16 protein-coding genes and 10 pseudogenes are annotated in these 25,555 nt (G+C 59.1%); 13 read left to right on the top strand and 13 right to left on the bottom strand.

The genetic code is table 11. From position 1 onward, the window contains the following. Positions 1–100: 100 nt before the first annotated feature. From AC1RZR_RS35805 to AC1RZR_RS35795, 3 pseudogenes are all read right to left on the bottom strand, one after another. Positions 101–643 (bottom strand): annotated as a pseudogene (locus AC1RZR_RS35805) (integrase core domain-containing protein); the annotation flags it as partial. A gap of 12 nt (positions 644–655) precedes the next feature. Beyond that, positions 656–880: pseudogene (locus tag AC1RZR_RS35800) on the bottom strand (ATP-binding protein); the annotation flags it as partial. Positions 881–924: 44 nt separating this feature from the next. Next, positions 925–1,608, bottom strand: a pseudogene (locus AC1RZR_RS35795) (Mu transposase domain-containing protein); the annotation flags it as partial. On the opposite strand from AC1RZR_RS35795, the pseudogene AC1RZR_RS35790 reads away from it, so the two are divergent. Beyond that, positions 1,565–2,155, top strand: a pseudogene (locus tag AC1RZR_RS35790) (transposase domain-containing protein); the annotation flags it as partial. The pseudogenes AC1RZR_RS35795 and AC1RZR_RS35790 sit on opposite strands and share 44 nt — an antisense overlap. Positions 2,156–2,200: 45 nt before the next feature. Here the strand turns inward: AC1RZR_RS35790 and AC1RZR_RS35785 are convergent. Then, positions 2,201–2,911, bottom strand: coding sequence for a GntR family transcriptional regulator (locus tag AC1RZR_RS35785; RefSeq protein ID WP_481829609.1), 711 nt, complete (start codon positions 2,909–2,911; stop codon positions 2,201–2,203). 637 nt (positions 2,912–3,548) lie between these two features. Between AC1RZR_RS35785 and AC1RZR_RS35780 the strand changes: the two genes are divergently transcribed. Both AC1RZR_RS35780 and istA read left to right on the top strand, forming a co-directional pair. Further along, positions 3,549–3,902, top strand: a complete 354-nt coding sequence (locus AC1RZR_RS35780; RefSeq protein WP_481829332.1) for a hydantoinase/oxoprolinase N-terminal domain-containing protein — start codon at positions 3,549–3,551, stop codon at positions 3,900–3,902. 259 nt (positions 3,903–4,161) lie between these two features. Further along, positions 4,162–4,698, top strand: a pseudogene (istA, locus tag AC1RZR_RS35775) (IS21 family transposase); the annotation flags it as partial. A gap of 336 nt (positions 4,699–5,034) precedes the next feature. Here istA and AC1RZR_RS35770 read toward each other — a convergent pair. Then, positions 5,035–5,406, bottom strand: a pseudogene (locus AC1RZR_RS35770) (transposase); the annotation flags it as partial. A gap of 87 nt (positions 5,407–5,493) precedes the next feature. Then, complete coding sequence (locus tag AC1RZR_RS35765) at positions 5,494–5,778, bottom strand: GntR family transcriptional regulator (RefSeq protein WP_481829331.1); 285 nt, start codon at positions 5,776–5,778, stop codon at positions 5,494–5,496. A 59-nt stretch (positions 5,779–5,837) separates the two neighbouring features. On the opposite strand from AC1RZR_RS35765, the gene AC1RZR_RS35760 reads away from it, so the two are divergent. From AC1RZR_RS35760 to AC1RZR_RS35730, 7 genes and pseudogenes are all read left to right on the top strand, one after another. Next, positions 5,838–6,236: a hypothetical protein gene (locus AC1RZR_RS35760; RefSeq protein WP_481829330.1), complete on the top strand. Its 399-nt coding sequence runs from the start codon at positions 5,838–5,840 to the stop codon at positions 6,234–6,236. Positions 6,237–6,544: 308 nt separating this feature from the next. After that, positions 6,545–7,253, top strand: a pseudogene (locus AC1RZR_RS35755) (GntR family transcriptional regulator). A 105-nt stretch (positions 7,254–7,358) separates the two neighbouring features. Further along, positions 7,359–8,711, top strand: a complete 1,353-nt coding sequence (locus AC1RZR_RS35750) for an aspartate aminotransferase family protein (RefSeq protein WP_481829329.1) — start codon at positions 7,359–7,361, stop codon at positions 8,709–8,711. Between the two features lie 29 nt (positions 8,712–8,740). After that, complete coding sequence (locus AC1RZR_RS35745; RefSeq protein WP_481829328.1) at positions 8,741–10,453, top strand: acetolactate synthase catalytic subunit; 1,713 nt, start codon at positions 8,741–8,743, stop codon at positions 10,451–10,453. Then, positions 10,450–11,226, top strand: a complete 777-nt coding sequence (locus AC1RZR_RS35740) for an SDR family oxidoreductase (protein ID WP_481829327.1) — start codon at positions 10,450–10,452, stop codon at positions 11,224–11,226. The genes AC1RZR_RS35745 and AC1RZR_RS35740 overlap by 4 nt, the downstream gene beginning before the upstream one ends. A 238-nt stretch (positions 11,227–11,464) precedes the next feature. Next, positions 11,465–12,946: an NAD-dependent succinate-semialdehyde dehydrogenase gene (locus tag AC1RZR_RS35735; protein WP_481829326.1), complete on the top strand. Its 1,482-nt coding sequence runs from the start codon at positions 11,465–11,467 to the stop codon at positions 12,944–12,946. A 136-nt stretch (positions 12,947–13,082) separates the two neighbouring features. Next, a pseudogene (locus AC1RZR_RS35730) lies at positions 13,083–14,438 on the top strand (Glu/Leu/Phe/Val family dehydrogenase). A 346-nt stretch (positions 14,439–14,784) separates the two neighbouring features. Here AC1RZR_RS35730 and AC1RZR_RS35725 read toward each other — a convergent pair. Next, positions 14,785–15,459, bottom strand: a pseudogene (locus AC1RZR_RS35725) (IS6 family transposase). 59 nt (positions 15,460–15,518) lie between these two features. On the opposite strand from AC1RZR_RS35725, the gene AC1RZR_RS35720 reads away from it, so the two are divergent. After that, positions 15,519–15,674 carry a hypothetical protein gene (locus AC1RZR_RS35720; RefSeq protein WP_481829625.1) on the top strand — a complete coding sequence of 52 codons (156 nt, stop codon included), beginning with the start codon at positions 15,519–15,521 and terminating at the stop codon, positions 15,672–15,674. Positions 15,675–15,852: 178 nt separating this feature from the next. On the opposite strand, the gene AC1RZR_RS35715 is transcribed toward AC1RZR_RS35720, so the two are convergent. From AC1RZR_RS35715 to AC1RZR_RS35700, 4 genes and pseudogenes are all read right to left on the bottom strand, one after another. Then, entirely contained in the window at positions 15,853–17,133 is a 1,281-nt protein-coding gene (locus tag AC1RZR_RS35715) for an aminotransferase class I/II-fold pyridoxal phosphate-dependent enzyme (RefSeq protein WP_481829325.1), read from the bottom strand. A gap of 464 nt (positions 17,134–17,597) precedes the next feature. Further along, a complete protein-coding gene (locus AC1RZR_RS35710; protein WP_481829324.1) occupies positions 17,598–18,617 on the bottom strand; it encodes a phosphotriesterase family protein in 1,020 nt (339 codons plus the stop codon). Continuing rightward, positions 18,617–19,300, bottom strand: a complete 684-nt coding sequence (locus AC1RZR_RS35705; RefSeq protein ID WP_481829323.1) for a PLP-dependent aminotransferase family protein — start codon at positions 19,298–19,300, stop codon at positions 18,617–18,619. Before AC1RZR_RS35705 ends, AC1RZR_RS35710 begins: the two co-directional genes overlap by 1 nt. Before the next feature lie 283 nt (positions 19,301–19,583). Then, positions 19,584–20,290 (bottom strand): annotated as a pseudogene (locus tag AC1RZR_RS35700) (IS6 family transposase). A gap of 283 nt (positions 20,291–20,573) precedes the next feature. Here AC1RZR_RS35700 and AC1RZR_RS35695 point away from each other — a divergent pair. Continuing rightward, entirely contained in the window at positions 20,574–21,368 is a 795-nt protein-coding gene (locus AC1RZR_RS35695) for a hypothetical protein (protein ID WP_481829322.1), read from the top strand. Positions 21,369–22,364: 996 nt separating this feature from the next. After that, positions 22,365–23,003 carry a GntR family transcriptional regulator gene (locus tag AC1RZR_RS35690; RefSeq protein ID WP_481829608.1) on the top strand — a complete coding sequence of 213 codons (639 nt, stop codon included), beginning with the start codon at positions 22,365–22,367 and terminating at the stop codon, positions 23,001–23,003. A 167-nt stretch (positions 23,004–23,170) separates the two neighbouring features. On the opposite strand, the gene AC1RZR_RS35685 is transcribed toward AC1RZR_RS35690, so the two are convergent. Further along, positions 23,171–23,926 carry a UPF0149 family protein gene (locus tag AC1RZR_RS35685; protein ID WP_481829321.1) on the bottom strand — a complete coding sequence of 252 codons (756 nt, stop codon included), beginning with the start codon at positions 23,924–23,926 and terminating at the stop codon, positions 23,171–23,173. After that, complete coding sequence (gene tnpC / locus AC1RZR_RS35680; RefSeq protein WP_481829320.1) at positions 23,923–25,506, bottom strand: IS66 family transposase; 1,584 nt, start codon at positions 25,504–25,506, stop codon at positions 23,923–23,925. The genes AC1RZR_RS35685 and tnpC overlap by 4 nt, the downstream gene beginning before the upstream one ends. Between the last annotated feature and the right edge of the window lie 49 nt (positions 25,507–25,555).

Raw genomic sequence — 25,555 nt, 5'->3', positions numbered from 1 at the left:
CTCTGCGCGATTTTCGTCTCATTGGAACTCTTATGTTCAAATGCAAGCGGCGTGGCCACGACTGTTCGTATGTTCGTGCAGCTGACCTGCCATTGAAGTGTCATCCAGTGGCGATTAGAGCCTTGGCCGTTTCTGTTACGCCTTGTGGCGCGGGTTGAGCAACCGGCGGAGGCGCGGAGCCTTCGATCGGCACAGCGTCGAAGCCGGGTGCGGTGATGACCTTGGCATAGGCTGCTGGGGTCTGGTAGCCGAGCGAGGAATGTGGCCTGGCGGTGTTGAAGTCCTCTCTCCATTCGGCGATGGCGCTTCGAGCGTGGTCGAGGCCGAAGAACAGGCTCTCGTTCAATAGCTCGTCGCGCATCCGGCCGTTGAAGGATTCGACATAGCCATTCTGCATCGGCTTGCCCGGCGCGATGTAGTGCCATTCGATCGCGTGATCCTTCGACCAGGCGAGGATGGCGTTCGACGTGAACTCGGTGCCGTGGTCGGAGACGATCATGCCCGGCTTGCCGCGCTGGGCGATCAGTTCCGTCAGTTCACGAGCAACCCGACGGCCGGAGATCGAGGTGTCCGGAATCGCGGCCAGACATTCGCGCGTCACGTCGTCGATGATGTTGAGCACACGGAGGCGCCGGCCGCAGGCGGCCATAACGGCGCGGTCAATGCCGCGCGCGGTGCGCAAATCGAGATCCTCGACGCAGGCCGACTGCCGGAGGGCTGCGAACTTCAGCCGAGCGATCAGGCGCTTGGCGTCGCGGTCCGCGGCTTCACGGTCGACCAGGAGGCCGAGCCGGTCTTCGAAGCCGAGCGGCTCGAAGGTGGTCTGGGCCTGACGCTGTTCATCCAGCGCCTTGGCCATGCCAGTCAGGCCGAGCGTCATCAGTTGCTCGGAGGTGGGGTGAGTCAGCAAGGGTCAGTCTCCTTTTAATGATAGTAACCTTGGCCACGGATATTGGCGTGTTGCAGAGGGCGCTCCTCGGGGGCCTCGTCCAGGAAGGCCCGGTCGAGACCGGTCTGAAGGATCGAGCGGATCGAAGCGACGGAGCGCGCGCGGATCGACAGCCCCCGCCGGCAGGCGGCATCGAGGCGCGCCACATCATAGCTCCTGGTCAGGGCCAGAACACCAAGGCAGGTGCGGAAGCCTTGCTCCGGGTGAGGACGATCAGCCATCACCGTCTCGCAGAAGGCCATGACGGACGGGCCAAGTCTTGCGGCTGTCGCCAGTACCCGGGCCGGGGTCCATTCGGCATGACGGCGATGCGCCGAGGGCATGTGCTCGGGCAGCGTCACATGGCTGCGCCGTCCGGGGCAGCGGGGATGGCTGGCCACCCGGCGGCCGCCATGGAATATCTCGACGATGGCCCCGCAGACCCGGACATCCACCTCCTGCCGGATCAGACCGAAGGGGACGGAATACCACGAACTGTCCACCTCGACGTGGTAATCAGGCGCGACGCGGCAGCGCTTCCAGCGCGCAAACACATAGGGGGCCCCAGGCAGCGGTTGCAGATGCGGCCGATCCAGCGTGGCGAAGAGATCAGTGCGGCTGGCGCCGTAGCCGCGCATGACGCGCATGTTCAACTCGTCCAGCAGCCGCCGGATCGCCGCGGGATCGGGCGATCCGGATCCGGCACCGTCGGCGACGCCGGAAACAGAAGGAGCTCCAGACCGTCGTCGTCAAGACCGCCCGGCAAGGGCCAGCCCAATCCGGCCTGCCGCGCCCGCAGGACATAGGCGCCGACGCTTCCCTTGCCGAGACCGAGAGACGCGGCAATCGCCCGCTCGCTCAGGCCTTGGCCAAACTTCAATCGCAAAACATCCCGTATTCGGCGCATGGTCAGCCGTTCCGTCGGCATCTCGCCCCTCCCTTATTCCAGAAGGGGCTTCTATCGTTAGTCTGCCGACCAGACCCGCCTACGAGCCCTTGCAGGGTGAGAATGACGCTCTTCGCGCGGAAATCTCGATGCTGAAAATGCTGATTTTTGGGACGCGCTCGGAGCGCGCGGTGGTGATATGTGCCGAGCAACTGGCGCTTGGCCTGGGAGGCGAGGACGCTGTTGCGCCGACTGCGGCCAACGACGATACGGCACCGGGCACGGCGCAGAGGAAGCGCACAAAGGCCCGGTGCAACATTGGAGCACTACCCGCGCATCTGCCCCGCCACGAGCAGGTGATTGAACGATTGATTCAAAGGGGCCACTCAGCCTTCTTCAGCCTGTCCTGCTCGAGCACGAATTGCCTGCTTCAGGCGCCGATAACCATCTCGAATGTCGTTCTCGAACGCGGCCCGAACGGCATCCACGTTGCCGTCGCGAAGGCTCTCGATGACGACTTCGTGGTTGTGCACGCCGTATTTCTGGATCGCGAACTCAGGATAAAGATCGTGGAAAGACGGGCCTATTCGCAACCATAGGGTCTCGATCGTGGACAGTAGGTGCGGCATTTCGCACCATCGATAGAGGGCGAAGTGGAATTCCTTGTTCGTCCAGAGCACTTCGGAATAGCTTCGGTTTGCAAGGCCTTCATTGATCTTCGCCTGCATCTTCTCAAGGGCGTTAGCCAGGTTCGAAGGGGCTCGCGCCGCGCCGCGTTCTGCCGCCAGTCCCTCAAGAGCAAGCCGCATAGCAGTGACTTCCTCCAACGTTTCCATTGTGAGATGAGGCACGATGACGGTCTTGGGACCGGAATAGACAAGCGCACCCTCGGCTGCAAAGCGGTTCAATGCGTCGCGCGCCGGCGTGGAACTCACGCCCAGGGCATCGGCCACCGCCCGTACCGTCAGCTTGCGGCCTGGCTCAAAGGCGCCACGTACAAGGCGATCTTTCATCGCCTCATAGGCCATGTCGCCCAAACGCGCATGCTTCGTGAGCGGTTCGAGATCCACGCCTCTGATTTCCCCTGCCGAGCGCATCTTCGGCGCTGCCGTGCCAATATCGGTAGAATTTTCCATAGCACCAATAATCCTTAATCGGAATCCTATGTTGCAACAAGAGTCGGTGCCACTCTACAGGAAAAGCCCGTTCTAGCCATACGAAAATAGTGACGTGGAATAGCTGGGCGCCCGGGACTGGCTCCACTCACGGACTGCTCTTGCACCAGCTGCTACGTGGTGAGGAGCCAATCCGCTGAGCCCCTGTCCATTACTGCTCTTGCGATCGGGACGTGGACAAAACTGAGCCCAGCCCGGGGCCAAAGCTTATTCAACCAGCACACTAAGTCTGCTAGGGCCTGGGTCTTCCGACTTTCAGGTGCCGCTGACCCGTCCCCGGCGTGGGTTGGAGACGACACGGGATGCCTAATCCCAACGACAGCAGCCGACTTTTAGTTACGCCAAAAAACCGGCCTATTGGAGCCAAAGAGTTATCCGACTTCTCAGTGATGCAGTGGTCGAACCATAGAACGAAAGCCGCGGATCGGCTTGCCCCGAACGTTAGGCGTCCGACTGTTGTGTTCGCTTGCATTGCACCTACCCAGAAACGCGTCGGGATTTGGCTGCTGTCTGTTGTCATGAAGTCGTTTGCGAAGGCCCGTTGCGCTTTAGAGGTACCATGAGCAGAGAAACTTCCCGTCCCAGCCTTCAAGCGCCATGGAGGATCGGAATTGATGTCGGTGGAACGTTTACGGATTTCGTTCTCATCGACGCGAACGACACGGTTATTCAGTACAAGTCACCTTCGGAGGCAAGCAATCCTGCGGTTGGCGTTATTTGCGCGATCGAAGGTGCTGCAGGTATTCTCAACCTGCCGGTGTCCCGCCTGCTCGGTGAGTGCTCTCACTTTATTCACGGAACGACGGTAGCGACTAACATCCTGCTTGAACGCAAAGGTGCCAAGGTTGGGTTGCTGACGACGCGCGGTTTAAAACTGGGGAAGATTCAAACGGCACTTCTGGGGAAGTATTGATCCGGTATCGACAAAGGGCGCCGAGGGAGACGTCGTCAACGTCCTGCTCTGCGCCATCGGCCACAACCTCCGGCTCCTCCTGGCATGGTTCAGGAAGCTCTTGTTGCTGATCCTAGCCGCCATCCTGTTCCCGAACAGCACGCCGCTCATGCGCGTGGCCTGACAAAACAGGATTCTTCACGGGCGACCCTACGCGCCCCGGAGGACCGGCGGCGCGTCATCACCGATACTGCTCTCGATGGTCGAGAGGGGAATGGCGGTGATCAAACTCGGGGAGATAGTCATGATCTTGGATATGCATCGGCAGGGGCTGTCGGTGTCAGCGATCGCCAGACAGACCGGCGTCGATCGAAAGACAATCCGCAAATACATCGAGCGTGGCCTTGAAGCGCCTGCCTATGGACCAAGAAAGCCACGGGCGACGGTGATTGATCCCTTCACCGCTTATTTGCGTGAACGGATTACTGCCTATCCCGGCCTTAGCGGCCGGCGGCTCCTGCGAGAGCTGAAGGATCGCGGATACGACGGTGGCTACACTGCCGTCACGGACTTTCTCAGAGACGTTCGTCCGACCTCAGAACCCGGCTTTGAAGTTCGGTTCGAAACAGCTCCCGGCGAACAGGCCCAGGTGGATTTCGCCCAATTCCATGTCGTCTTCACCGATGAGCTGGCAACCCCCAGGATCGTCTGGCTGTTTTCCATGGTGCTGGGCTATAGCCGTCTCATCTGGGCGCGCTTTGCTATGCATCAGGATCTGCCGACGGTGCTGCGATGCCACGCCGCAACGTTCGATGCGCTCTGGCCTGCGCATGAGGCGAGCCGCCTCCTTCCTGGCCCGACGCGCCACACGCAGGTAGGACTGGCTCAGCCGGACGCCATGTGCGCCTGCGGCCCGGTTCAGCCATTCGATCGCGCGCAGCATGAGATGGCCGACGGTGGGATGAGCAACCGCCTTGGTCTGCACGGTGGTGTCGACCATGACGCGTTCGAGCTGGCGCTCGCTGACGGCGCAACTTACCATGGCAATCGAGATCGTCTCGGCCAGCAGCGCTTCGCGCCTCCCGGCATCCATGCGCTTGCGCCAGTTGGTCATGGAGGAGTGGTCTGCCGGCAGCCTGTGCTGGAAATGGGTCTCGCCGCATAAGGCCTGGAAATACGGGGTCTCCACCCAGGCCGCGCAGACGGCGTCGTCCGACAGACCCTTGATGTGCTTGATCAGGTGCAGCCCCACCATCAGCCGTGTCGGCAAGCCGGGGCGGCCGACATGCTCCACGAAGGTGGCGCCGTAGAGCGCATCGAGCCGGTCCCAGTCGATGCGGGCCGCCAGCCGCAGCAGTTCGTGCCGGGGGTCCAGGATCGCCGCAAGGCTTCTCGCGGAACATGTCAGATTGCGGCGTCGGGTCGGGCTTTCTGGGGCGCATCTGCGGGGCTCCGTCTTCGATCCTCGCAGTGAATCAGAGCATGCGGAATGCCCAGACCCTTCGCCCCCCGCGCGAAAACGCAAGGAAATGCCGCCGAATGGTTATAACCTTGCAATACCAGATACTTCGCAGCCCGCCGAAAACCCGCAATCTCAACCACTTGCGACTGATCACAGGCGACCATCTGCGAGTTCAGGAGGTGCCTTAGCTGCCCCGCGTTCCGCTGCCAGCCCTTCGAGGGCAAGCCGTATGGACGTAATCTCTTGCAGCGCGTCCATCGTCGGAGGGGGCACGATGACGGTTTTGGGGCCGGAATACACAACCGCACCTTCGGCAGCCACGCGGTTCAAGCCATCGCGCGCGGGTGTCGAGCTCACGCCCAGTGCTTCGGCAACGGCGCGAACCATCAATTTGCGCCCCGGCTCGAACGCGCCCTGCACCAGACGTTCTTGCATCGCCTCATAGGCGAGATCGCCTAGGCGGGCGTGTTTTTCAGCGTGGGGAGGTCGACCGCGTGCACACCCTCCGGATCTTTGGGTGCCATCTTTTTGGGTGCCGCGACGAACCCGCCGACCGCAACCTGCAAACCCCCGCTTTCCATCACCGAAGCAGCGCGTCCCTAAAAAGCGGTCGCCGGTCGCACACGCCAGCCGGTGACCAGATCCAAATCACTCTTGCTCCCTATCGGTTTCGGCGTGTCCGTGCCGGGCAATTCGGACGCAACGGCCGTGTTTTCTGGGCGGATGAGTTGTTTCTTCAGATCGAAGGGCTGAGTTTTGCCGACGACCTGACCCCACCGTTCGAAGCACTGGTCTATCTTGAGAATGACGGCTCCTTCGCTGCCCTGGGCGAGCACCCGTTCGGTGCCGGGAGTTCCGCGGGGCCCACGGCAATGTCTGCCTTCCGTGCATGATCTATCCGATCGTCGCCCGCGCCCGTCGGGCAGGATCTCCTCGATTGCTTCGGACAACGGGCTTTGGCGGGCTCGAATAGACCTTTGCGGATCTGAACGGCGCCGCGCTTTGCTCGCATGCGATCGGTGCACTGGCTGGGCGGGCTGGTCGCCAACTGCTGTTGGATCAATAAAAAAAGGTTCGTCTCCCGCAACATTTTTTGTACATTCCGCAGAATGTAATTTGATGTAGAAAATTTTTGTACGCCACTGTGGGGAATGTGAGCAGGCCGGCGAATTCTACCGATATTGGCACGGCAGCGCCGAAGATGCGCTCGGCAGGGGAAATCAGAGGCGTGGATCTCGAACCGCTCACGAAGCATGCGCGTTTGGGCGACATGGTCTATGAGGCGATGAAAGATCGCCTTGTACGTGGCGCCTTTGAGCCAGGCCGCAAGCTGACGGTACGGGCGGTGGCCGATGCCCTGGGCGTGAGTTCCACGCCGGCGCGCGACGCATTGAACCGCTTTGCAGCCGAGGGTGCGCTTGTCTATTCCGGTCCCAAGACCGTCATCGTGCCTCATCTCACAATGGAAACGTTGGAGGAAGTCACTGCTATGCGGCTTGCTCTTGAGGGACTGGCGGCAGAACGCGGCGCGGCGCGAGCCCCTTCGAACCTGGCTAACGCCCTTGAGAAGATGCAGGCGAAGATCAATGAAGGCCCTTGCAAACCGAAGCTATTCCGAAGTGCTCTGGACGAACAAGGAATTCCACTTCGCCCTCTATCGATGGTGCGAAATGCCGCACCTACTGTCCACGATCGAGACCCTATGGTTGCGAATAGGCCCGTCTTTCCACGATCTTTATCCTGAGTTCGCGATCCAGAAATACGGCGTGCACAACCACGAAGTCGTCATCGGGAGCCTTCGCGACGGCAACGTGGATGCCGTTCGGGCCGCGTTCGAGAACGACATTCGAGATGGTTATCGGCGCCTGAAGAAAGCGATTTCGGCCGGAGGCATGGTGCACGGGACTTAATATTTTCAAAACCCCCTTGCTTTAAGACGAATAACCGGTAATTTTGTTGCAACAAACTGATTAGATCCGGCCTTTGCCCGTCTTTATCGCGAGGAGATAGCTTTTATGTTGCACGAAACAAAAGGGGCGCTGGAGGCGTCATCGGACGCGCAGTCCGCGAAATTATTCGCGCGGGCCCGGCATGTATTTCCTGATGGCACCACCCGTGCCACAATCGAGCGAGACCCGATCCCGCGCTATGTCCTGAAGGGCGACGGCGCATATTTGGTGGATGTTGACGGGCAGCGCTTCCTCGATCTCAACAACAATTTCACCACACTGATCCATGGGCATGGGTTTGCGCCGGCAATGGATGCTGTGGCCCGACTGCTCCGCGATGGCACGTGCTTCGCCAATCCAACCGCACACGAGATCGATCTCGCTGAGCTTCTGATTGATCGCATTCCTGCAGTTGAGCAAATCCGTTTCGTCAACACCGGCACAGAGGCCGTGATGTTTGCGATCAAGGCGGCGCGCGCCTTCACTGGGCGCTCCTGTGTTGCAAAGATCGAGGGCGCCTACCACGGCTCATACGATTGGGCGGAAGCAGGGCAAGGGGGAGGGCCCTCTACCTGGGGATCGTCGGACGCGCCAGTCGCGGTCCCTTCGTATGTTGGCATGCCGGCGTCGGTCACCGAAGAGGTGGTCATGCTTCGGTTCAACGATGCTGATGGCGCGCGTCGCCGGATCGCCGCTAACGCCGATCGACTGGCTTGTATCCTGCTTGATCCCATGCCGAGCCGTGGCGGCCTTATTCCACCTGGCCCAGCCTTCATTGGGGCCATTTCCGAAACCGCGCGTCAGCATGGCATCCTGATCATCTGTGACGAAGTCCTCAACCTCCGTCAGAGCTTTAGAGGGGCGTCGGCACGTTATGGGATCGTGCCGGACTTGATCGCTGCCGGAAAGATCATTGGTGGCGGCTTTCCGGTGGGCGCCATCGGTGGGTCCAGTCGCGTGATGAGCGTGTTTGATGGATCGGCTGGCCGCGCCAAAGTTGCGCAGGGAGGTACGTTTTCGGCTAATCCCGTGTCGATGGTCGCCGGCAGGATCAGCATGGAAGCCATGACCGAGGCGGCGTTTGAGCGGCTGGAGGCGATGGGCGATCGATTGCGCGCCTCTCTTAGTGCCGCAATCGCCCGCCATAAGGCACACTATGTGATCAGCGGCGCGGCATCCCTGTTTCGCATCCATCCAAAACGGACGCTGCCACGAGAATACCGGGAAGCGTATCCGTCACCCCACGAAGCGGCCGCAATGACTGCTATGACCCGGTTCTATGTGAAGGAGGGTATCGTGTTGCCAAACGGCGCTGCGGCCTGTCTTTCAACGGCAATGTCAGACGCCGACATCGATTACATTGCCAATGTGTTTGACCGCTATCTCCAGGCAACGCCAACCTCGCACGACGGGGCATGACAATGAAAATTGTAGTGCAAGAAGCTCCCATGAATGTAACCTCCGAAATGACTGTGGCAGAACGCGTTGCAGTCGCCCTAAAGCGTCACGGGGTGGAGAACATCTTCGCTCAGAGCCTGCCGTCAGCCGTAATCTTGGCGGCGGAAAGAATTGGAATCAGGCAAGTCTCCTATCGTCAGGAAAACATGGGCGGCGCGATGGCTGACGGCTATGCGCGTCTTTCCGGAAAGGTCGCCGTGGTAGCGGCCCAAAATGGCCCCGCGGCGACTTTGCTCGTGCCGCCATTAGCCGAGGCGCTCAAGGCGAGCGTGCCCGTAGTGGCTCTCGTTCAGGAGGTTGAGCGGGATCAAGCTGACCGCAACGCCTTTCAGGAGCTCGATCATATCGCGTTGTTTCAGTCTTGTGCGAAATGGATCCGCCGGGTCGTTGTCGGCCAACGCATAGAAGACTACATTGACGCAGCCTTCACTGCGGCTGCTTCAGGGCGCCCCGGTCCGGCGGTTGTACTGTTGCCTGCCGATCTTCTACGGGAAAGAGCGCCACTTTCTTCGTTCCCTAGACGCGCCAATCTTGGCAGTTGGCCGTTGGATCGTATCCAGCCCGCTGCGTCGCTGATCGAGGAAGCTGCGCGCGCCATTGCAGAAGCCCGCTCGCCCGTGATTCTCGCAGGTGGCGGAGTTCACGCCGGCAACGGGGCAGCCGAACTTGCGCAGCTTCAGGAAATGGCCTCAATTCCCGTGTTCACGACCAACATGGGAAAGGGTGCTGTTGACGAGCATCATCCTTTGTCCGTCGGGGTGCTTGGGTCGCTCGTCGGCCCCAGGTCGCTCGGTCGCCACAGTCGCGCGCTGCTCGACGAGGCTGACCTCGTTTTGTTGATTGGAACGCGAACCAATCAGAACGGAACAGACAACTGGCGTCTAATTCCGTCTGACGCGAAAGTCATTCACATTGATGTCGATCCTGGGGAAATCGGGCGTACCTACGAGGGACTTCGCCTGGTCGGTACCGCCGAAGAGACCCTAAGGGCGCTTCGGAATGCCTTGTCATCACAACCGCTCGACGCTCGACAGAAGGCGAGAGCGAGCGTTCAGAACAAGATCTCTGCTGCTTGGGCCGCCTACGAGAACGACCGGTATGCCGTCGCAAACTCGACTGATAGCCCGATCAGACCAGAATCCCTGATGAAGGAGCTTCAGAAGCGGCTAACACCTGAAACGGTCATTGTCACCGATGCCAGCTATTCCTCGTTTTGGGTCACAGGGCAGCTTCGCAGCTTGCGGGCCGGTTCCCGCTTCATAACACCGCGCGGGTTGGCGGGACTTGGCTGGGGGCTTCCTCTCGCAATCGGTGCAAAAATTGCCCGCCCAGATCACCCGGTATTTGCTATCGTAGGTGATGGAGGATTTGCGCACAGTTGGGCTGAGCTGGAGACGCTCGTTCGTTCCCAGATCAATCTGACCGTGATCGTCCTAAACAACGGTATTCTCGGGTTTCAAAAACACGCTGAGACAGTAAAGTTTAGCGGTTACACTAGCGCTTGCCATTTCAGCGCGGTCGACCACACAAAGGTCGCTGAAGCATGCGGATGCCCAGCTGTGCGCGTTGATCGGGCACAGGAGCTGGGGGCTGCCCTTGATCGCGGACTTGCCGGAAACGGTCCCCTTCTCATCGATATGATCACCGATCCCCGGGCGTTTCCGCCGATATCGCTCTTTGCAAATCTGGAGGAAGGAGCGTGACAAGGGAAACACCGACTCGAGTAGCGGTGATTACCGGCGGCACAGCAGGCATCGGGCTTGCATGCGCGGAACACCTTCTTGCCAGCGGACATCGGGTAGCAGTCTTCAGTACGAATCCTGCTCGCGTTGAGAACGCTCGGGAAGAACTTTCGCGCAAGTTCGGCCCGGAGAACGTCCTTGCCGAAGTTGTTGATTTGCGAGACCCCGATGCAATTGAGGCCTTCTTCAAATCCGTCGAGAGGGTATGGGGACCCCCAGACATTTTGGTCTGCAATGCAGGGGTTTCTCCAAAGCCAAACGGTCAGCGCCTTGCTTTCGATGCCATTCCCCTTAGCGAGTGGCACGAGGTCATGGCCATCAATTTGACCGGCGCCATGGTATGCTGCCAAGTGGCGGCACCTCTCATGGCTGCCAATGGGTTCGGGCGCATTATTCTGATTGGATCAATGGCCAGCCGCACAATGCCGCGGATCGCCGGTGCAAGCTATGTGGCGTCCAAGGCTGCCTTGGGTGGAATCGCAAAGTCTCTGGTCAGCGAATACTCCGCTTGCGGCGTCACGATCAACACGGTGGCGCCGGGAAATGTACTGACAGAGATGCTGGGCGCACCAGATAGTCCGGCCAACCAAGCCGCCGCAGCTCGGGTTCCATCGGGTCGCCTCGGGCGCCCAGAGGACATTGCTGCCGTCGTGTCCTTCCTTGCTTCCGATCAAGCCGAGTTCATCAATGGCGCGATTATCGACGTTAATGGAGGCGAGTATCTGCCGAGCTGATCATAGATCGAGCAATCGGCGCGTCGCGCAGGTCGTCAGTGGGTCAACATCGCCCTCGATCGAAAGATCCGGAGCCAGAACTTGACCGACTAGGTCCGAGACCCGACGGCTCGGTCGTTACAGCGACCTTTAGCACTTCTCGGCTGCCATCCGGTGTCAACCGCAAGAGTTCCCTATCCTTTGGCGTCGATCGGCGGGTCATGCGGCCCCGCGAATGATGCCGCCTGGAGAAACACAGATGACATTTACTGATGCACTTACAAGGCACGTTTCCGTTTCCTCGCCCTGTTTGCGCGAATTCGGATATATCAATGGCGCGTGGACGACGGGAGGCGCTGTCGGAACATTCGACGTGCTCAATCCCGCCACAGGCCAGATCCTGGCATCGCTGCCCAATATGGGCGCTGCCGAAACGAAAGCCGCAATAGACGCAGCTCACGCCGCTCAGCCTGAGTGGGCGGCCAAGCCCGCAAGAGAACGCGCGGCAATCCTGCGCCGATGGTGTGATCTCATGATCGTCAATGCGGATGACCTGGCCTCCATCCTCACCGCAGAAATGGGCAAGCCCCTCGGCGAGGCACGCGGCGAGATACTTTACGCGGCCGCGTATGTTGAGTGGTTCGCCGAGGAAGCAAAGCGCATTTACGGCGAAATCATTCCCGCGCCTGCGGGGGACAAGAGGCTGCTAGTCATCAAGCAGCCTGTTGGGGTGGTCGGGACAATTACACCGTGGAATTTCCCGGCAGCTATGGTTACGCGCAAGGTCGCTCCGGCACTGGCTGTCGGTTGCACCGTTGTGTCAAAACCTGCGGCGCAAACGCCGCTGACGGCGCTGGCGCTGGCCGCTCTGGCGGAACAGGCGGGTGTGCCTGCCGGTGTACTCAATGTCGTCGTTGGTACCAGCGGCCAAGCTATCGGGAAGGAGCTCTGCGGCAATGAAAAGGTGCGCAAGATCAGCTTCACCGGCTCCACCGAGGTCGGTCGAATTCTCATGCGCCAAAGCGCCGATCAAATTAAAAAGCTTAGTTTGGAGCTTGGCGGCAACGCGCCGTTCATAGTGTTTGACGATGCCGACATCGATGCGGCCGTCGAGGGTGCCCTCGCGTCAAAGTACCGCAATGCGGGCCAGACCTGCGTTTGTGCCAATCGCATCTACGTTCAATCCGGGATTTACGAGGCCTTCGCCGCCAAACTCAAGGCCAAGGTCGAGAACATGGCTGTCGGTGACGGCTTCCAAGCCGGCGTGGCGATTGGCCCTCTCATTGATGAAAACGGACTGTCCAAGGTCGAAGACCACATTACAGATGCGGTTTCGAAAGGGGCGACTGTCCTCACAGGCGGTCGGCGTGTCGAGGGACACGGGACCTTTTTTACCCCCACGGTGCTTGTGGGCGTCAATCGGGAGATGAAGGTCGCCCGCGAGGAAACATTTGGGCCCATTGCGCCGCTGTTCCACTTCGACACTGTTGAGGATGTGATTGCCCAGGCAAACGATACCGAATTCGGACTTGCCGCTTACTTCTTCTCTGGCGACACGAAGAAAGTATGGCGTGTGGCTGAGGCACTTGAATACGGAATGGTGGGCATCAACACAGGTCTAATGTCGACAGAAACCGCGCCGTTCGGCGGCATTAAGCAGTCAGGCCTTGGTAGGGAAGGCTCCCGTCATGGAGCCGAAGACTACCTCGAAATGAAATATCTTTGCATGGGAAACATCTGATGACGCGTTCTTTACATCCATGCGGTCGATTCCGCTCGAACTTTGAAGGTGTGTGATGGACGTCGCCACCGATTCTGCAAAAACCATAGAGAGCTCCGGCTTTCTTGAAAGCGTCGACCACAATTTCCAGCACGCAATGTCTTTCCTTGACCTTCCGGAGGGCTTGGCGGGAACGGATCGTGCAGTGCAACTCCACCTACACCGTGCGGTTCGGCGTCCGGCTTCGCGGTCGGGTGTATAGTTTCACCGGGTGGCGCTCGGTACACAGCGAGCATTGTGAGCCGGTCAAGGGGGGCATTCGTTATGCACCGCAGGCGGACGCCGAAGAGGTCGAAGCTCTCGCTGCCCTGATGACGCTCAAATGTGCGCTTGTCGACGTGCCGTTCGGCGGCTCAAAAGGGGCCCTCAAGATTGACCCCAGCGAATGGACTCAAGTTGAGCTGGAACGGATAACCCGCCGCTTCACGCAAGAGCTGACCAAGCGCGGGCTAATTGGGCCTGGAGCCAACGTGCCGGCACCTGACATCGGAACGAGCGAACGAGAAATGGCCTGGATGGCGGACGAGTTTCGTCGAGCCAATCCAACGGACGTGATCAATGCGCGTGCCTGTGTTACCGGGAAACCCCTATCTAAGGGCGGTATCGCCGGACGCACAGAAGCAACAGGCAGAGGCGTGCAATTCGCCATTCAGAGCTATCTCAACGATAAGCGCACACCCGGCCTCAAGCAGGGACGGGACCTGAAGAGATTGTCCATAGCCGTGCAGGGCTTCGGAAATGTTGGTTATCATGCCGCAAAGTTTCTCTCGGAGGACGACGGGGCGTTGATCACGATCGTTGCCGAACGCGATGGGTATGTCACCAACCCGGAAGGACTTCCGGTTGAAGCGCTCAAGCAGCATCATCTGCGGACAGGGACTATCCTAGGATTTCCCTGTGCAGAGTCCTTTGAGGGGATATGACGGGCCTGGAGCGGCCATGCGATATTCTTATTCCTGCCGCCATGGAAAATGCGATCCACGCTGGCAATGCGAGCCGCGTTCTGGCGCAACTCGTCGTTGAGGCCGCCAATGGCCCAGTCACCTACGAGGCTGACAAGATTCTGCGCTCTCGGGGCGTAATCATTCTTCCCGACCTCTACGTCAACGCCGGTGGCGTGGTGGTGAGCTACTTCGAATGGGTGAAGAATCTCACGCACATTCCGTTCGGGCTTATGGAGCGCCGGCGGCGGGAACGTCGCAACCGGACGATCGCTGAGGCGCTCGAGCGGATGACCGGCAACCCGTTTCCGGCAGACATGCGAGACGAGTTGCTGGAAGGGGGCGCGGAGATCGATCTCGTACGGTCCGGACTTGAGGATGTGATGCGTACCACTTGGACTCGGATTTCTGCTCGCCTTGAGCAGCAGCCTGAACTTGGTGACTACAGGACCGCAGCTTATGTCGAGTCCATTCGCGAGATTGCTGCAACATATGAGGCGATCGGGATCTGAAACTGGCATCGAATGGCCAATCCAAACAGATGCAGTCGGACTTTAATGCGGAGCTTCATGCCAGGCCGTCGACTTACTTCACCGGCCCGGCATTGGTCGAACATATCGCGCTCATGCCGCCGAACACCGACGGCAGGATAGGTGGCGGCCAGGTACGGCTCGAAAGACGGTAATGGTGATGAACCCACAATCCAGGTCGAGCACCACACGGAGTTGTTCATGACCGTAACACGTGTAACAAAGATTTCTGAGGGACGCTGCGATTGGCCGACCGCTACGCTGTCATATTGGTTCCGTCGCAAACTCTAGCTGAGGTCGCAAAGGCAGGTTGAGCGTCACGCGGCGCTCATGCGGCGAGGATTTCGAACTGCCTGGCAATGGAGGGCGTCGGATCGTAGGCAAACCTCGCCTGTCGTTTGCGCATCATATGAACCATCTCGATGCCCGAGAGGATAATTTCGGCAGTTTTCGTTGACTTGAAGCCGAGCATGGACCGGACGCGGCGCTTGATGCGCCGATGATCCTGTTCGATGCGGTTGTTGAAATGTTGAAATACTGGCTCCTGCGGATTCTGATTGGCTTCAGTGCTCGTCGCGATCGATCTCGCAGGCGGTTTTCAAGATCGCAAGATCGGATGGCCTCGTGATTGGTCTGGCTGCCGTCGATGACGATAGTCCGGCCTGCCATGGCGCTGCAAGGCCTTCCGCAAGAAGCGTTTGGCCGCCGGCAGGTCACGTTTTTCGCTGAAGAAGAATTCGACCGTATCGCTAAGGCTGTCGATGGCGCGATAGAGATACATCCATTGGCCGCGAACCTTGATGTAGGTCTCGTCCATGTGCCACTTTCCAGTGACGCTCCTCTTGCGCCGCTTGAATCGGTCGAGCAGCTCAAGCGAGAAGCGCACGACCCAACGATGCACAGTTGAATGGTCGACGCTCAGGCCGCGTTCGGCCATCATCTCTTCCAGATCGCGCAGGCTGAGATTGTAGGCCAGATACCAGCGAACGCACAGCAAGATCACGGATCGATCAAAATGGCGGCCCTTAACATGACAAACTCCCGGAAAAAGGAGCAAGCGTCATGCAGCAAATGACCTTTCCAAAAAGTTTGCGACAGAACCTCGAAAAGGATGGTCGCATCGTCACAACCAGAACTCACGTCACCGGCCAAGTGGGCAACGTCTTCAAGGCAGCGGGCATCGCTCTGCCACACAACCTCGACGAACAACTCGCCTGACATCACCCCCACAATGTAGTGGTAACACGCGCCGGCGCGCGCCTAACATGCTGACTTAATGACATATTCTTACAGGCGGTGTTCAAGTCGGGTCAAAACTGTTGTTCGCCTCAACTGATCGCATGTTGGTCATACCGGGCAGTTCCATGAATTCCTCTGCTGAATCTTCATCATCACCTCAGGAGGCCTCCACATGGGGCTTATCGGTTGTATCGGCTAGGCTGTCCAAGATGCGATCGCACAACCGCTCTATGTCGCGGACCCCATGATCAGCCGTAATGCACACTCGAATCGCCGCTTTTCCTTGGGCCACTGTCGGAAAGAACGTCACTGAGGTATAGAAGCCGGCATCGAGAAGCTCTCTTGCGATTGCTATCGCCTTGGCCTCCGATCCGATGGCGATCATTCTGATCGGAAGTGAATTGTTTTGCTCGGCGGTTGTGACACGACGGTCAAAGAGATCGATCCGTTGCGCCAACCGCCTCTGGCGCTCGCGGAGTTCTGCCGAGCGATGAATTTTGCACGAGCCAAGCGCCGCGCCAACTGACGCCAGATTGGGCGCAGCCGAAAACGCATGGGGAATGGCGTAGCGCCGAAACAGGTCCTCCTGGTCCGCAGTTCCGAGCATCAAGATGCCGCCCGATGCGCCGAATCCCTTGCCCAGCGAGGCTGCTATGATCGTGCGGTCCCCCAGCACTTGCGGAAACTGAGAGCGTGCAAATCCTTGGCCCTGACGTCCGAAAAGCGATATGCCGTGAGCATCGTCAATATAGAGAAAGAGCCCATAGCGTTCTTGGAGCCGGCGCAGTTCCTTAATCGGCGCATTGCCTCCCATGGAGTAAACACCATCGCATACATGCGCGACCACGGGATTGTCGCGGCACAAGCGTTCGAGAGCGTCAATGTCGTTGTGCGCAATCGTTTCCACCCGTGTTTCATCAGCAACCACCGGCTTATGATAGGCGAGCGAGATATGCGCAATGCGATCGAACACGACGACCGGCTTTCTTCCGCCTGTCAATTGGCCCGAAGCAAGGATGGGCAGCGCGCCCAGATTGGCGAGCATAACAGAGGAAAAGGCGAGCACGCGTGCGCAGAACATCTCCGACAGGGTTGCTTCAAGCTCTGCCAGAAGATCGAAATTGAGTCGCGTTCGTGCGCAGGACCAGTGCAATGACCGATGCGCCTCAATCGCCTCGATCGCGCCAGCGACGATCACTGGATGGTTGTCGAGACCCAGGTACGAGCATCGCACGAAATCAATTACTTGCGGTCGACTGTCAAGCGGACCGGTGCCCAACGCAAATGTGCGTCCGGTCGTGGAACGTCCCTGGACGGCCATGAGGCCGGCCGCGTGGGCCGCATCGAAATATCGCCTGCTCTCCTTGATTACGTAGGCGGTGTTCCGAAAGTTTCCTGTCGGGCGATTACCGTCCGAGATACCTATTCGCTGCGGCATATCATTTCCTCCTGATCTGCCAACCTGTTGATCTCCACATCTAGTCATTAGCATTATTCATGCCACCAGCTCTCGATCGCTCACCCTTTTGAAATTGCTGTAGTTTTTGCTTCTGCGGCGTGTCGTGAGGGGCGGAGTTGTCGGCTTCTCGACGTCGCGTGTCGCGCCCATTCCGTTCTGAACAACTTCTGGACAGAATCGAACGGGACGAAGGTGCGGTCCGGCGTGGCGGGACGGTCCGGATCATGGTCTTTGAGCACCGGGAAGGGTTATGTAATGGTAACGGGCTGTGAGGAGCCTTTGCGAGAGACGCAGGTGGATGAACCTCTTGCCGATCAGCTACACCATCGTTTCTCACTGCAGATCGTCGCTCAGGCGGTTTGGCTCTACTTTCGGTTTCCGCTGAGCCCGTGGCTGGAGGCAGCTGAAATCAGCACCGCAGATCTTAAGATCTTATCGCGTTCTTATCCAGACAACGTGACATCGCCGTTCGTCGCCCTATCCGGCAGAATGTCACCGGCAAAGAACCGTCGCGGGTTATCCTCCATGATCGAGACGATGTCCGCCTGACTGATACCGCGGGCGTGCAGCATCGGGATGAATTCGGTGAACATGTAGGTGTGGGCGTGGCAGAGTCCCTGCGACTTCAGGTATTCTATCTTGCCGACATCATCCGCGGGAAACTGGGGAGTCATCTTGCCGAGTCTACGGCAGTGGAGATCCATGCTCATCATGACCTGCGCACGAAAGCCGTCGCGCACGAGCTTCGCCAAATTGTCGGCGCGAACGTCGTCCGGCTGGAAAAACAATGTCCCTATCTGATCGAATCCGATGTAAGAGCCTGCATCTACGATGCGGCGATGGTAAGTAGGGTCGGGGTTGCAGCAGCTATGCCCGATCAGGCAGCGATGTGCGGCAACGCCGCCAGCCGCGAATAGCTGCTGCTGTTCAAGCCCTGCACAGCCATCCGTGGTGTGGGTGATGATCGGCACCCCGGTCGCCTTCTGCGCGATGCAGGCGGCGGCGAGGAATTTTTTCTCCTCTGCGGTGACAACTGGCGCGCCCGTCGAGACCTTGATGGCACCGGCCTTTACACCGGTGTCGCCGATGCCGTGGGTGATCTCTCGGACGTAAAGCTCGGCGATCTCATCGACGGTGCGGGCACGCCAGTAGACCGGCAGCCCCAGTTCGTCATAATAAAATCCAGTGGTGCAGACGATGTGCACGCCGGATTTTTCGGAGATTTCCTTCATCATTGTGACGTCGCGGCCGAGTTCGATCGGACAGGGGTCGACGAAGGTGCGCACGTCATGCTCAGTGCGCAGTTGCACCAGCCTGCGGACTGCCTCCTCGGTGAAATCCGCTCGATCGAATTTCGCGAACGGATCGAACCAGGCGCCGGGAAAGGCAATGAACAGATGCTCATGCATCAGTGTGCGGTCCAGGCGCTCAACCGGGATCGGCCCCGTCACAGTCTGCACCATCATGCCACGGCACTCCCCGTTTTACTAAGTGCTGCCTCGGAGAGAACCATGCAATCGCTAGTGGATTGGTCGGAACAGAAGAGTTCTTTTTGAATTCCGCGGATCACTTCGGCGTGCGACCTTACGGGATGCGCGCTGGTATCAGCATCGACATCACGGCTTCGGACAGAATTCGGCTTGAAGGGATCGTCACAGCACGGAGTTCGCCTCAGAAGCATGTCGTCGAGGCCGCTTCCGCCTGTCAATTGGCCCGAAGCAAGGATGGGCAGCGCGCCCAGATTGGCGAGCATAACAGAGGAAAAGGCGAGCACGCGTGCGCAGAACATCTCCGACAGGGTTGCTTCAAGCTCTGCCAGAAGATCGAAATTGAGTCGCGTTCGTGCGCAGGACCAGTGCAATGACCGATGCGCCTCAATCGCCTCGATCGCGCCAGCGACGATCACTGGATGGTTGTCGAGACCCAGGTACGAGCATCGCACGAAATCAATTACTTGCGGTCGACTGTCAAGCGGACCGGTGCCCAACGCAAATGTGCGTCCGGTCGTGGAACGTCCCTGGACGGCCATGAGGCCGGCCGCGTGGGCCGCATCGAAATATCGCCTGCTCTCCTTGATTACGTAGGCGGTGTTCCGAAAGTTTCCTGTCGGGCGATTACCGTCCGAGATACCTATTCGCTGCGGCATATCATTTCCTCCTGATCTGCCAACCTGTTGATCTCCACATCTAGTCATTAGCATTATTCATGCCACCAGCTCTCGATCGCTCACCCTTTTGAAATTGCTGTAGTTTTTGCTTCTGCGGCGTGTCGTGAGGGGCGGAGTTGTCGGCTTCTCGACGTCGCGTGTCGCAGGGCTCTGTTGCAAACTTTTCAGTTACGAGGGTTGTGGCATGGCTTTCCGGTGTTTCGCTGGTTCCGTCGCAAACTCTAGCTGAGGTCGCAAAGGCAGGTTGAGCGTCACGCGGCGCTCATGCGGCGAGGATTTCGAACTGCCTGGCAATGGAGGGCGTCGGATCGTAGGCAAACCTCGCCTGTCGTTTGCGCATCATATGAACCATCTCGATGCCCGAGAGGATAATTTCGGCAGTTTTCGTTGACTTGAAGCCGAGCATGGACCGGACGCGGCGCTTGATGCGCCGATGATCCTGTTCGATGCGGTTGTTGAAATGTTGAAATACTGGCTCTTGCGGATTCTGATTGGCTTCAGTGCTCGTCGCGATCGATCTCGCAGGCGGTTTTCAGGATCGCAAGATCGGATGGCCTCGTGATTGGTCTGGCTGCCGTCGATGACGATCCGGTCCGGCCTGCCATGGCGCTGCAAGGCCTTCCGCAAGAAGCGTTTCGCCGCCGGCAGGTCACGGTTTTCGCTGAAGAAGAATTCGACCGTATCGCCAAGGCTGTCGATGGCGCGATAGAGATACATCCATTGGCCGCGAACCTTGATGTAGGTCTCGTCCATGTGCCACTTTCCAGTGACGCTCCTCTTGCGCCGGTTGAATCGGTCCAGCAGCTCAAGCGAGAAGCGCACGACCCAACGATGCACAGTTGAATGGTCGACGCTCAGGCCGCGTTCGGCCATCATCTCTTCCAGATCGCGCAGGCTGAGATTGTAGGCCAGATACCAGCGAACGCACAGCAAGATCACGGATCGATCAAAATGGCGGCCCTTGAACATGACAAACTCCCGGAAAAGGAGCAAGCGTCATGCAGCAAATGACCTTTCCAAAAAGTTTGCGACAGAACCCGATTCTGTCCAGAAGTTGTTCGGAAAGGAAAGGGCGCGACACGTCTGCGACACGCGACGTCGAGAAGCCGACAACTCCGCCCCTCACGACGGCGCTGTCAGAAGCAAAAACTACAGCAATTTCAAAAGGGTGAGCGATCGAGAGCTGGTGGCATGAATAATGCTAATGACTAGATGTGGAGATCAACAGGTTGGCAGATCAGGAGGAAATGATATGCCGCAGCGAATAGGTATCTCGGACGGTAATCGCCCGACAGGAAACTTTCGGAACACCGCCTACGTAATCAAGGAGAGCAGGCGATATTTCGATGCGGCCCACGCGGCCGGCCTCATGGCCGTCCAGGGACGCTGGAAACGAAGACCCGACGGTTCCAACTGGGGCGACTTTGGTGACGGCGACTTTGGTGACGATGACGAGTTGGGGCGGCTCAATTTTCTTACGCCCGACGCCCGCAAGCAAGGGGCCGGTTATGTGGAAGAGGGACTGACATTTTGCCTGAGCCTTCCGTTGAATTTACCTGGCGGCACTATTGTAGATCATCGGAGACCTCCGCCACGGCTAGTCGCTCTACCGCGCGACCAGGAAGGTGCGCTCAACTACAACTATCCTCTGGCTAAGGAAAAGGTAGGGGCCACTGACATCATCAGTGACGATGCGGTAACATTAGCGACACAATACTCGACGCATTGGGACACTTTTGCCCATGTGGGGCAGAGTTTCGATGCCGATGGGGATGGTGTCGCTGAGCCTGTCTACTACAACGGTTGGCGCGCCGGCACCGATGTGATTGCGCCAGATCCTGCGACGGGGAGCGCACGCACGAGTCGTCTTGGTGCAGACACAATGGCGCGAGTTGGCCTGCAGGGGCGCGGCGTGATGATTGATCTATGTCACCATCTTGGCCGCGGCCGACGTGTCGTTGATTATGACGATATCGTGCGAATACTCGAAGCCGATCGTATTGAAGTCGAGCCGCGATTTAGTGTGCTTTTACTCGGGTTTTGGTGACCTTGTCGTTTCATCTGCTGGCAAGCTCTGCCGATCTGACAGATTGGGCTCTGAATGATCCGTAGCGAACTGGCCGGTTGGCCTCTGAGATTTTCTGGTTCAGCATAATCGTCAAACGGTCGCTGACGGCGGTAAATCCTGCCCGCTGCGCCGAGCTGGATGGACGCGTAACGGGCGAGCCAACAGCGCCAGGAAGGCACAGCGGCGCTGCGGTCAGGAGGAAATATCGTCGCTGTCGTTGCCTCATCCACCTGGCGCATTCCGAAAGATACCAGAGCTCCACCAGCGCGATCCCGAGCTTGAAGAGGCACAATTCATGAAGTGGCCACGAGGCGTGTTTTTCACCATTGGCTGCCCGCGCGGGAGATGCCTCTATCCCGATATTGTCCGAGATGAGCGGTAAGTCCGGTTTCATCAATCCACTTGAGCCGGCGTTCAATGGAGAATATCTTGAATCGGTTTTACGACGACGACGCCAATTCAATTTTTGTTCAGTCCTACGACGCCTTCTATAGACTTTGCTCAGACACAGCACGATGTCTGGCGCTTCTCGGAAGTTGCAGAAACCGGCGAAACATTGCGCGAGGAAACGCGGGATTTGGTGCTGCGCTGGACGTACCGGTGGGAACTGCGCCACTTGCTGGCGCGCTGTCCCTTTTCGGTTGAGGCAGAGTACAGCGATTATCGGCATTCTCCGCCGACTTATGGCAAGGAGTTATTGGTGGTCGCAAGGGTTGAGTAAGTCCACAGGCCTGCTTTTACCAAAACCCGATGCGCGCATACCAGGAATGATCGATAGTGAGCAAGAAAGCCGCTTTTCGATAGATTGATCGTAAGTACTTCGTCCCAAACTTCCCTCTGCGCCTCTTCGCCCATGTAATTTGGTGCAATAAAAGGTTAAAGCTGTCAATGGGAATCTTACTGAGATCCTGGCCCGGCCAAGCGGCGGAAAGAGCGGATTTCGAACCGCTGACGAAGCATGCTCGCCTCGGCGACATGGCGTATGAAGCGATGAAGGATCGGCTGGTACGCGGCGCCTTCGAGCCAGGACGCAAGCTGACAGTGCGCGCTGTGGCGGACGCGCTCGGCGTGAGCTCCACGCCGGCGCGCGACGCCCTGAATCGCCTCGCCGCTGAAGGTGCGCTCGTCTATTCTGGCCCAAAGTCGGTCATTGTGCCTCATTTGACGATGGAAGCACTGGAGGAAGTCACCGCCATGCGGCTTGCTCTTGAAGGATTGGCGGCGGAGCGTGGCGCGGCGAAGGCTCCGGCGGGTCTTGCGGATTCGCTCGAGAGCATGCAGGCGAAGATTAAGGAGGGCCTCGAAAACAGGCGTTATGCTGACGTGCTCTGGACGAAAAAGCAGTTCCACTTCGCAGTCTACAGAAACTGCGGCATGCCTTATCTTCTGTCGACCATCGAAACTCTGTGGCTGCGGATCGGCCCCTCCTTTCACGACCTGTATCCCGAGTTCGCGATCCAGAGATACGGCGTGCACAATCATCAGGTGGTTGTCGAGAGCCTTCGTGAGGGCGATGCGGTTGCCGTTAAGGCGGCGTTCGAGAACGATATCCACGACGGTTATCGGCACCTGAAGCTGGCAATCCGCGCGAAGGCGGAGCGGGTTGGAGAATAAGCTCTCAACAAACTTGCATTTGTACGAACGTGTTGCATGGACCAAACGACGGGCGAGCTACCCCTTAACCGGACAGATTTCATGCCGTGCGTGCGAACAGGGGACGTCCGAGTTCCGTCATCCTGTTGAGAACCGATACGCCAATCCTGGCTTCGGTCTTCTGGTTTTCAAAGTGTTTTGCTCTGAGTTTTTGCCCGATCACGGCCTTCCATCTGCCCATCTGAGTTTCGATCCGGCTGCGCTGATTGGTAAGCGGTGCGCCAAGGCACCTCCCAATATCGTCTTGTGATGCGTCTATGGTAGGTCAGCCGTTGGTCGGCGCGCCGGCGGCGATCACTCATAACGGGTGCGTAATGGAGTTCGCGCAGGGCGGGGATGACGAGGGCGATGTCTTTGTACGCCTCGTGCTCGATGAAGTACGCGGTCTCGGGCCCAGGCCTGGGCTTGCCGAGGACGGGCCTCCCCTTTTTGTCGACGCAGTAGATCAGCATCGGCAGCAGCAGGCCGTGGTTGGGGTTGTCGAGGTCGAGTAGTCGTTTCCATTTTTTGATGTTGAGATTCGTGGCCGCGTAAAATCCCTGGCACCACGGCCGAGGGTCGATGCCGCCGGTGGGCTTGGTGGCGAATCGGGGCGCATAATCCTGCGGTCTGTCGAAGAGCGTCTCGTTGATCCGGTTGTGGATCCTGGCGACGCTGGCAAACACGGCGTGATCGGCTGCAGAGCCTTTGGCCACGACGTCGCGCCGCAACCCCATGAGCGGGCACATCCAGTCTTGCGGGTCCGGGTAGCGCGGCCCGGTGACCGCCGCCGTTACGAAGCCATCCAGCGCCGACATGGTCCGCACCAGCGGGCGGTTGGTCTTGGCAGCCATCCAGGCCTCGAGCGCCTCGTCCGACAGCGCCATGTCATCGAGCGCGCTCATGCCGCCAAGGAGAGCTGCATCTCTTCGCGGCGCACCCAATTCCACGGCATCAGTTCGTCCCAGCGCGAGGCGGGCCAATCATTCTGGATGCGCTCGGTGACGTCGGCCATGTAGGCTTCGGCATCGACGCCGCAGAGCTTGCAAGTTTCTATGATGCTGAGCACGACCGCTGACCGCTCTGCCGCGGCGAAGTTGCCCGAGAAAAGCCAGTTGCGCCTTCCGACCGTAAATCCACGAATGGCGCGCTCCGCGATCAGGTTGTCGGGCTCGAGCTGGCCATCGTAGAGGAAGCGATTGAACGCGCGCCATCGCTTGGTGCCATAGGCGAAGGCCTTGGCGATATCGGCATGGCGCGACAAATCCTTGCCCTGGCGCATGAGCTGTCGTCGCAGCGCGCGTACCAGTGGTCGGGTTCGCCTTCGTCGTGCGGCCAATCGCTCGGCGGGCGGCAGCCCCCGTATCTCTTCCTCGATCCGGTAGATCGCCTGGATACCGGCCATGGCCGTCGTGCTGAGCTCGGTCGGCTGACTGTCGTGAACGTCGAATATCTTGCGACGCAGATGGGCCAGGCAGGCGGCTTCGCGAATGGCGCCGCCCTTGTAGAGCTGATTGTAGCCGCTGAAGCCGTCGGCCTGGAGCGTGCCAGCAAATCCGGCGAGCTCGGTCATCACGCTCTCGCCGGCGCGGCCCATGGTGGCGCGATACCAGGCGATCGGCGGCTCCTGCGAACCCGAGTTGCGGTCGTCGGCGACGTAAACCCAGAGCGCGCCCTTGTGCGTCGTTCCGGTGCTGGGCGCCAGGATCGGAAGCCGCGTGTCGTCGGTGTGAATCTTGCTGCGGGTACGGCCGATCTCACGGATGCGGTTGTAGATGGGATCGAGCAAGGCGGCGGCGTAGCCGGCGCTGCGCGCAAGCGTGGATCGCTCGATATCGACGCCCTTGGCGGCCATCATCTGTGCCTGACGGTAGAAGGGCAGATAATAACCCCACTTGGCCATCATGATATGGGCGAGCGCGGCATAGCTGAGCTTGCCGCGTGCAATGGCCTTGGCTGGTGCCGGAGCCTGGATGATTTTATCGCAGGTCCGGCAGCTGTACTTGGGTCGAACGGTCTCGATCACCTGCCAGGCCTGGGCGACCAGATCGAGCATCTCCTCGCGATCTTCGCCCATGGCGCGCAGATCGCCGCCGCAGCCCGGGCAGCATGCGCAAGACGGCTCGCGAACGACCCGCTTGCGCGGCAGGTTGGGGTTGAGCTTACGCAGCGGCAACACCCGTACCTTGTCGCTGTCTGCGACGATAGGCAGCTCGAAATCGGGCACGCTGGCGGCAAAATCGGTCTCGATATCTTCGAGTTCGAGCAGCATCTGGCCCAGCTTCTCGGACGAGCGGCCGAAGGTCTTGCGGTTGAAGCGATCGATCTGCAGCTGCAGGCGCTGGATGCGAAGCGCGGCCTCGGCGCGCTCTCTTCGAAGCTGTTCATCGCGTTCGGCGATGGTGATGTCACGGGCAGAAACGACCGCCTCCAGAAGGGCGATCCGAGCGAAGAAATCAGCGGTTGAGGGAGCTTGTTCCGACACTCAAATTACATACCCGAAAGACCTCCGTTACGGAAGCAAAATCGACACA

It is taken from the genome of Mesorhizobium bavaricum (assembly GCF_056781655.1).
Note: the sequence above shows the minus strand (reverse complement) of the source record. Positions and strands in the feature narration are given on the sequence as shown.

Coding starts and splice junctions, on each gene's coding strand:
- AC1RZR_RS35785 (WP_481829609.1), bottom strand. CDS start 2,911: ATGCGCTCGGCAGGGGAAATCAGAGGCGTGGATCTCGAACCGCTCACG.
- AC1RZR_RS35780 (WP_481829332.1), top strand. CDS start 3,549: ATGAGCAGAGAAACTTCCCGTCCCAGCCTTCAAGCGCCATGGAGGATC.
- AC1RZR_RS35765 (WP_481829331.1), bottom strand. CDS start 5,778: ATGCAAGAACGTCTGGTGCAGGGCGCGTTCGAGCCGGGGCGCAAATTG.
- AC1RZR_RS35750 (WP_481829329.1), top strand. CDS start 7,359: ATGTTGCACGAAACAAAAGGGGCGCTGGAGGCGTCATCGGACGCGCAG.
- AC1RZR_RS35745 (WP_481829328.1), top strand. CDS start 8,741: ATGAATGTAACCTCCGAAATGACTGTGGCAGAACGCGTTGCAGTCGCC.
- AC1RZR_RS35735 (WP_481829326.1), top strand. CDS start 11,465: ATGACATTTACTGATGCACTTACAAGGCACGTTTCCGTTTCCTCGCCC.
- AC1RZR_RS35720 (WP_481829625.1), top strand. CDS start 15,519: ATGCAGCAAATGACCTTTCCAAAAAGTTTGCGACAGAACCTCGAAAAG.
- AC1RZR_RS35715 (WP_481829325.1), bottom strand. CDS start 17,133: ATGCCGCAGCGAATAGGTATCTCGGACGGTAATCGCCCGACAGGAAAC.
- AC1RZR_RS35710 (WP_481829324.1), bottom strand. CDS start 18,617: ATGGTGCAGACTGTGACGGGGCCGATCCCGGTTGAGCGCCTGGACCGC.
- AC1RZR_RS35705 (WP_481829323.1), bottom strand. CDS start 19,300: ATGCCGCAGCGAATAGGTATCTCGGACGGTAATCGCCCGACAGGAAAC.
- AC1RZR_RS35695 (WP_481829322.1), top strand. CDS start 20,574: ATGCCGCAGCGAATAGGTATCTCGGACGGTAATCGCCCGACAGGAAAC.
- AC1RZR_RS35690 (WP_481829608.1), top strand. CDS start 22,365: ATGGCGTATGAAGCGATGAAGGATCGGCTGGTACGCGGCGCCTTCGAG.
- AC1RZR_RS35685 (WP_481829321.1), bottom strand. CDS start 23,926: ATGAGCGCGCTCGATGACATGGCGCTGTCGGACGAGGCGCTCGAGGCC.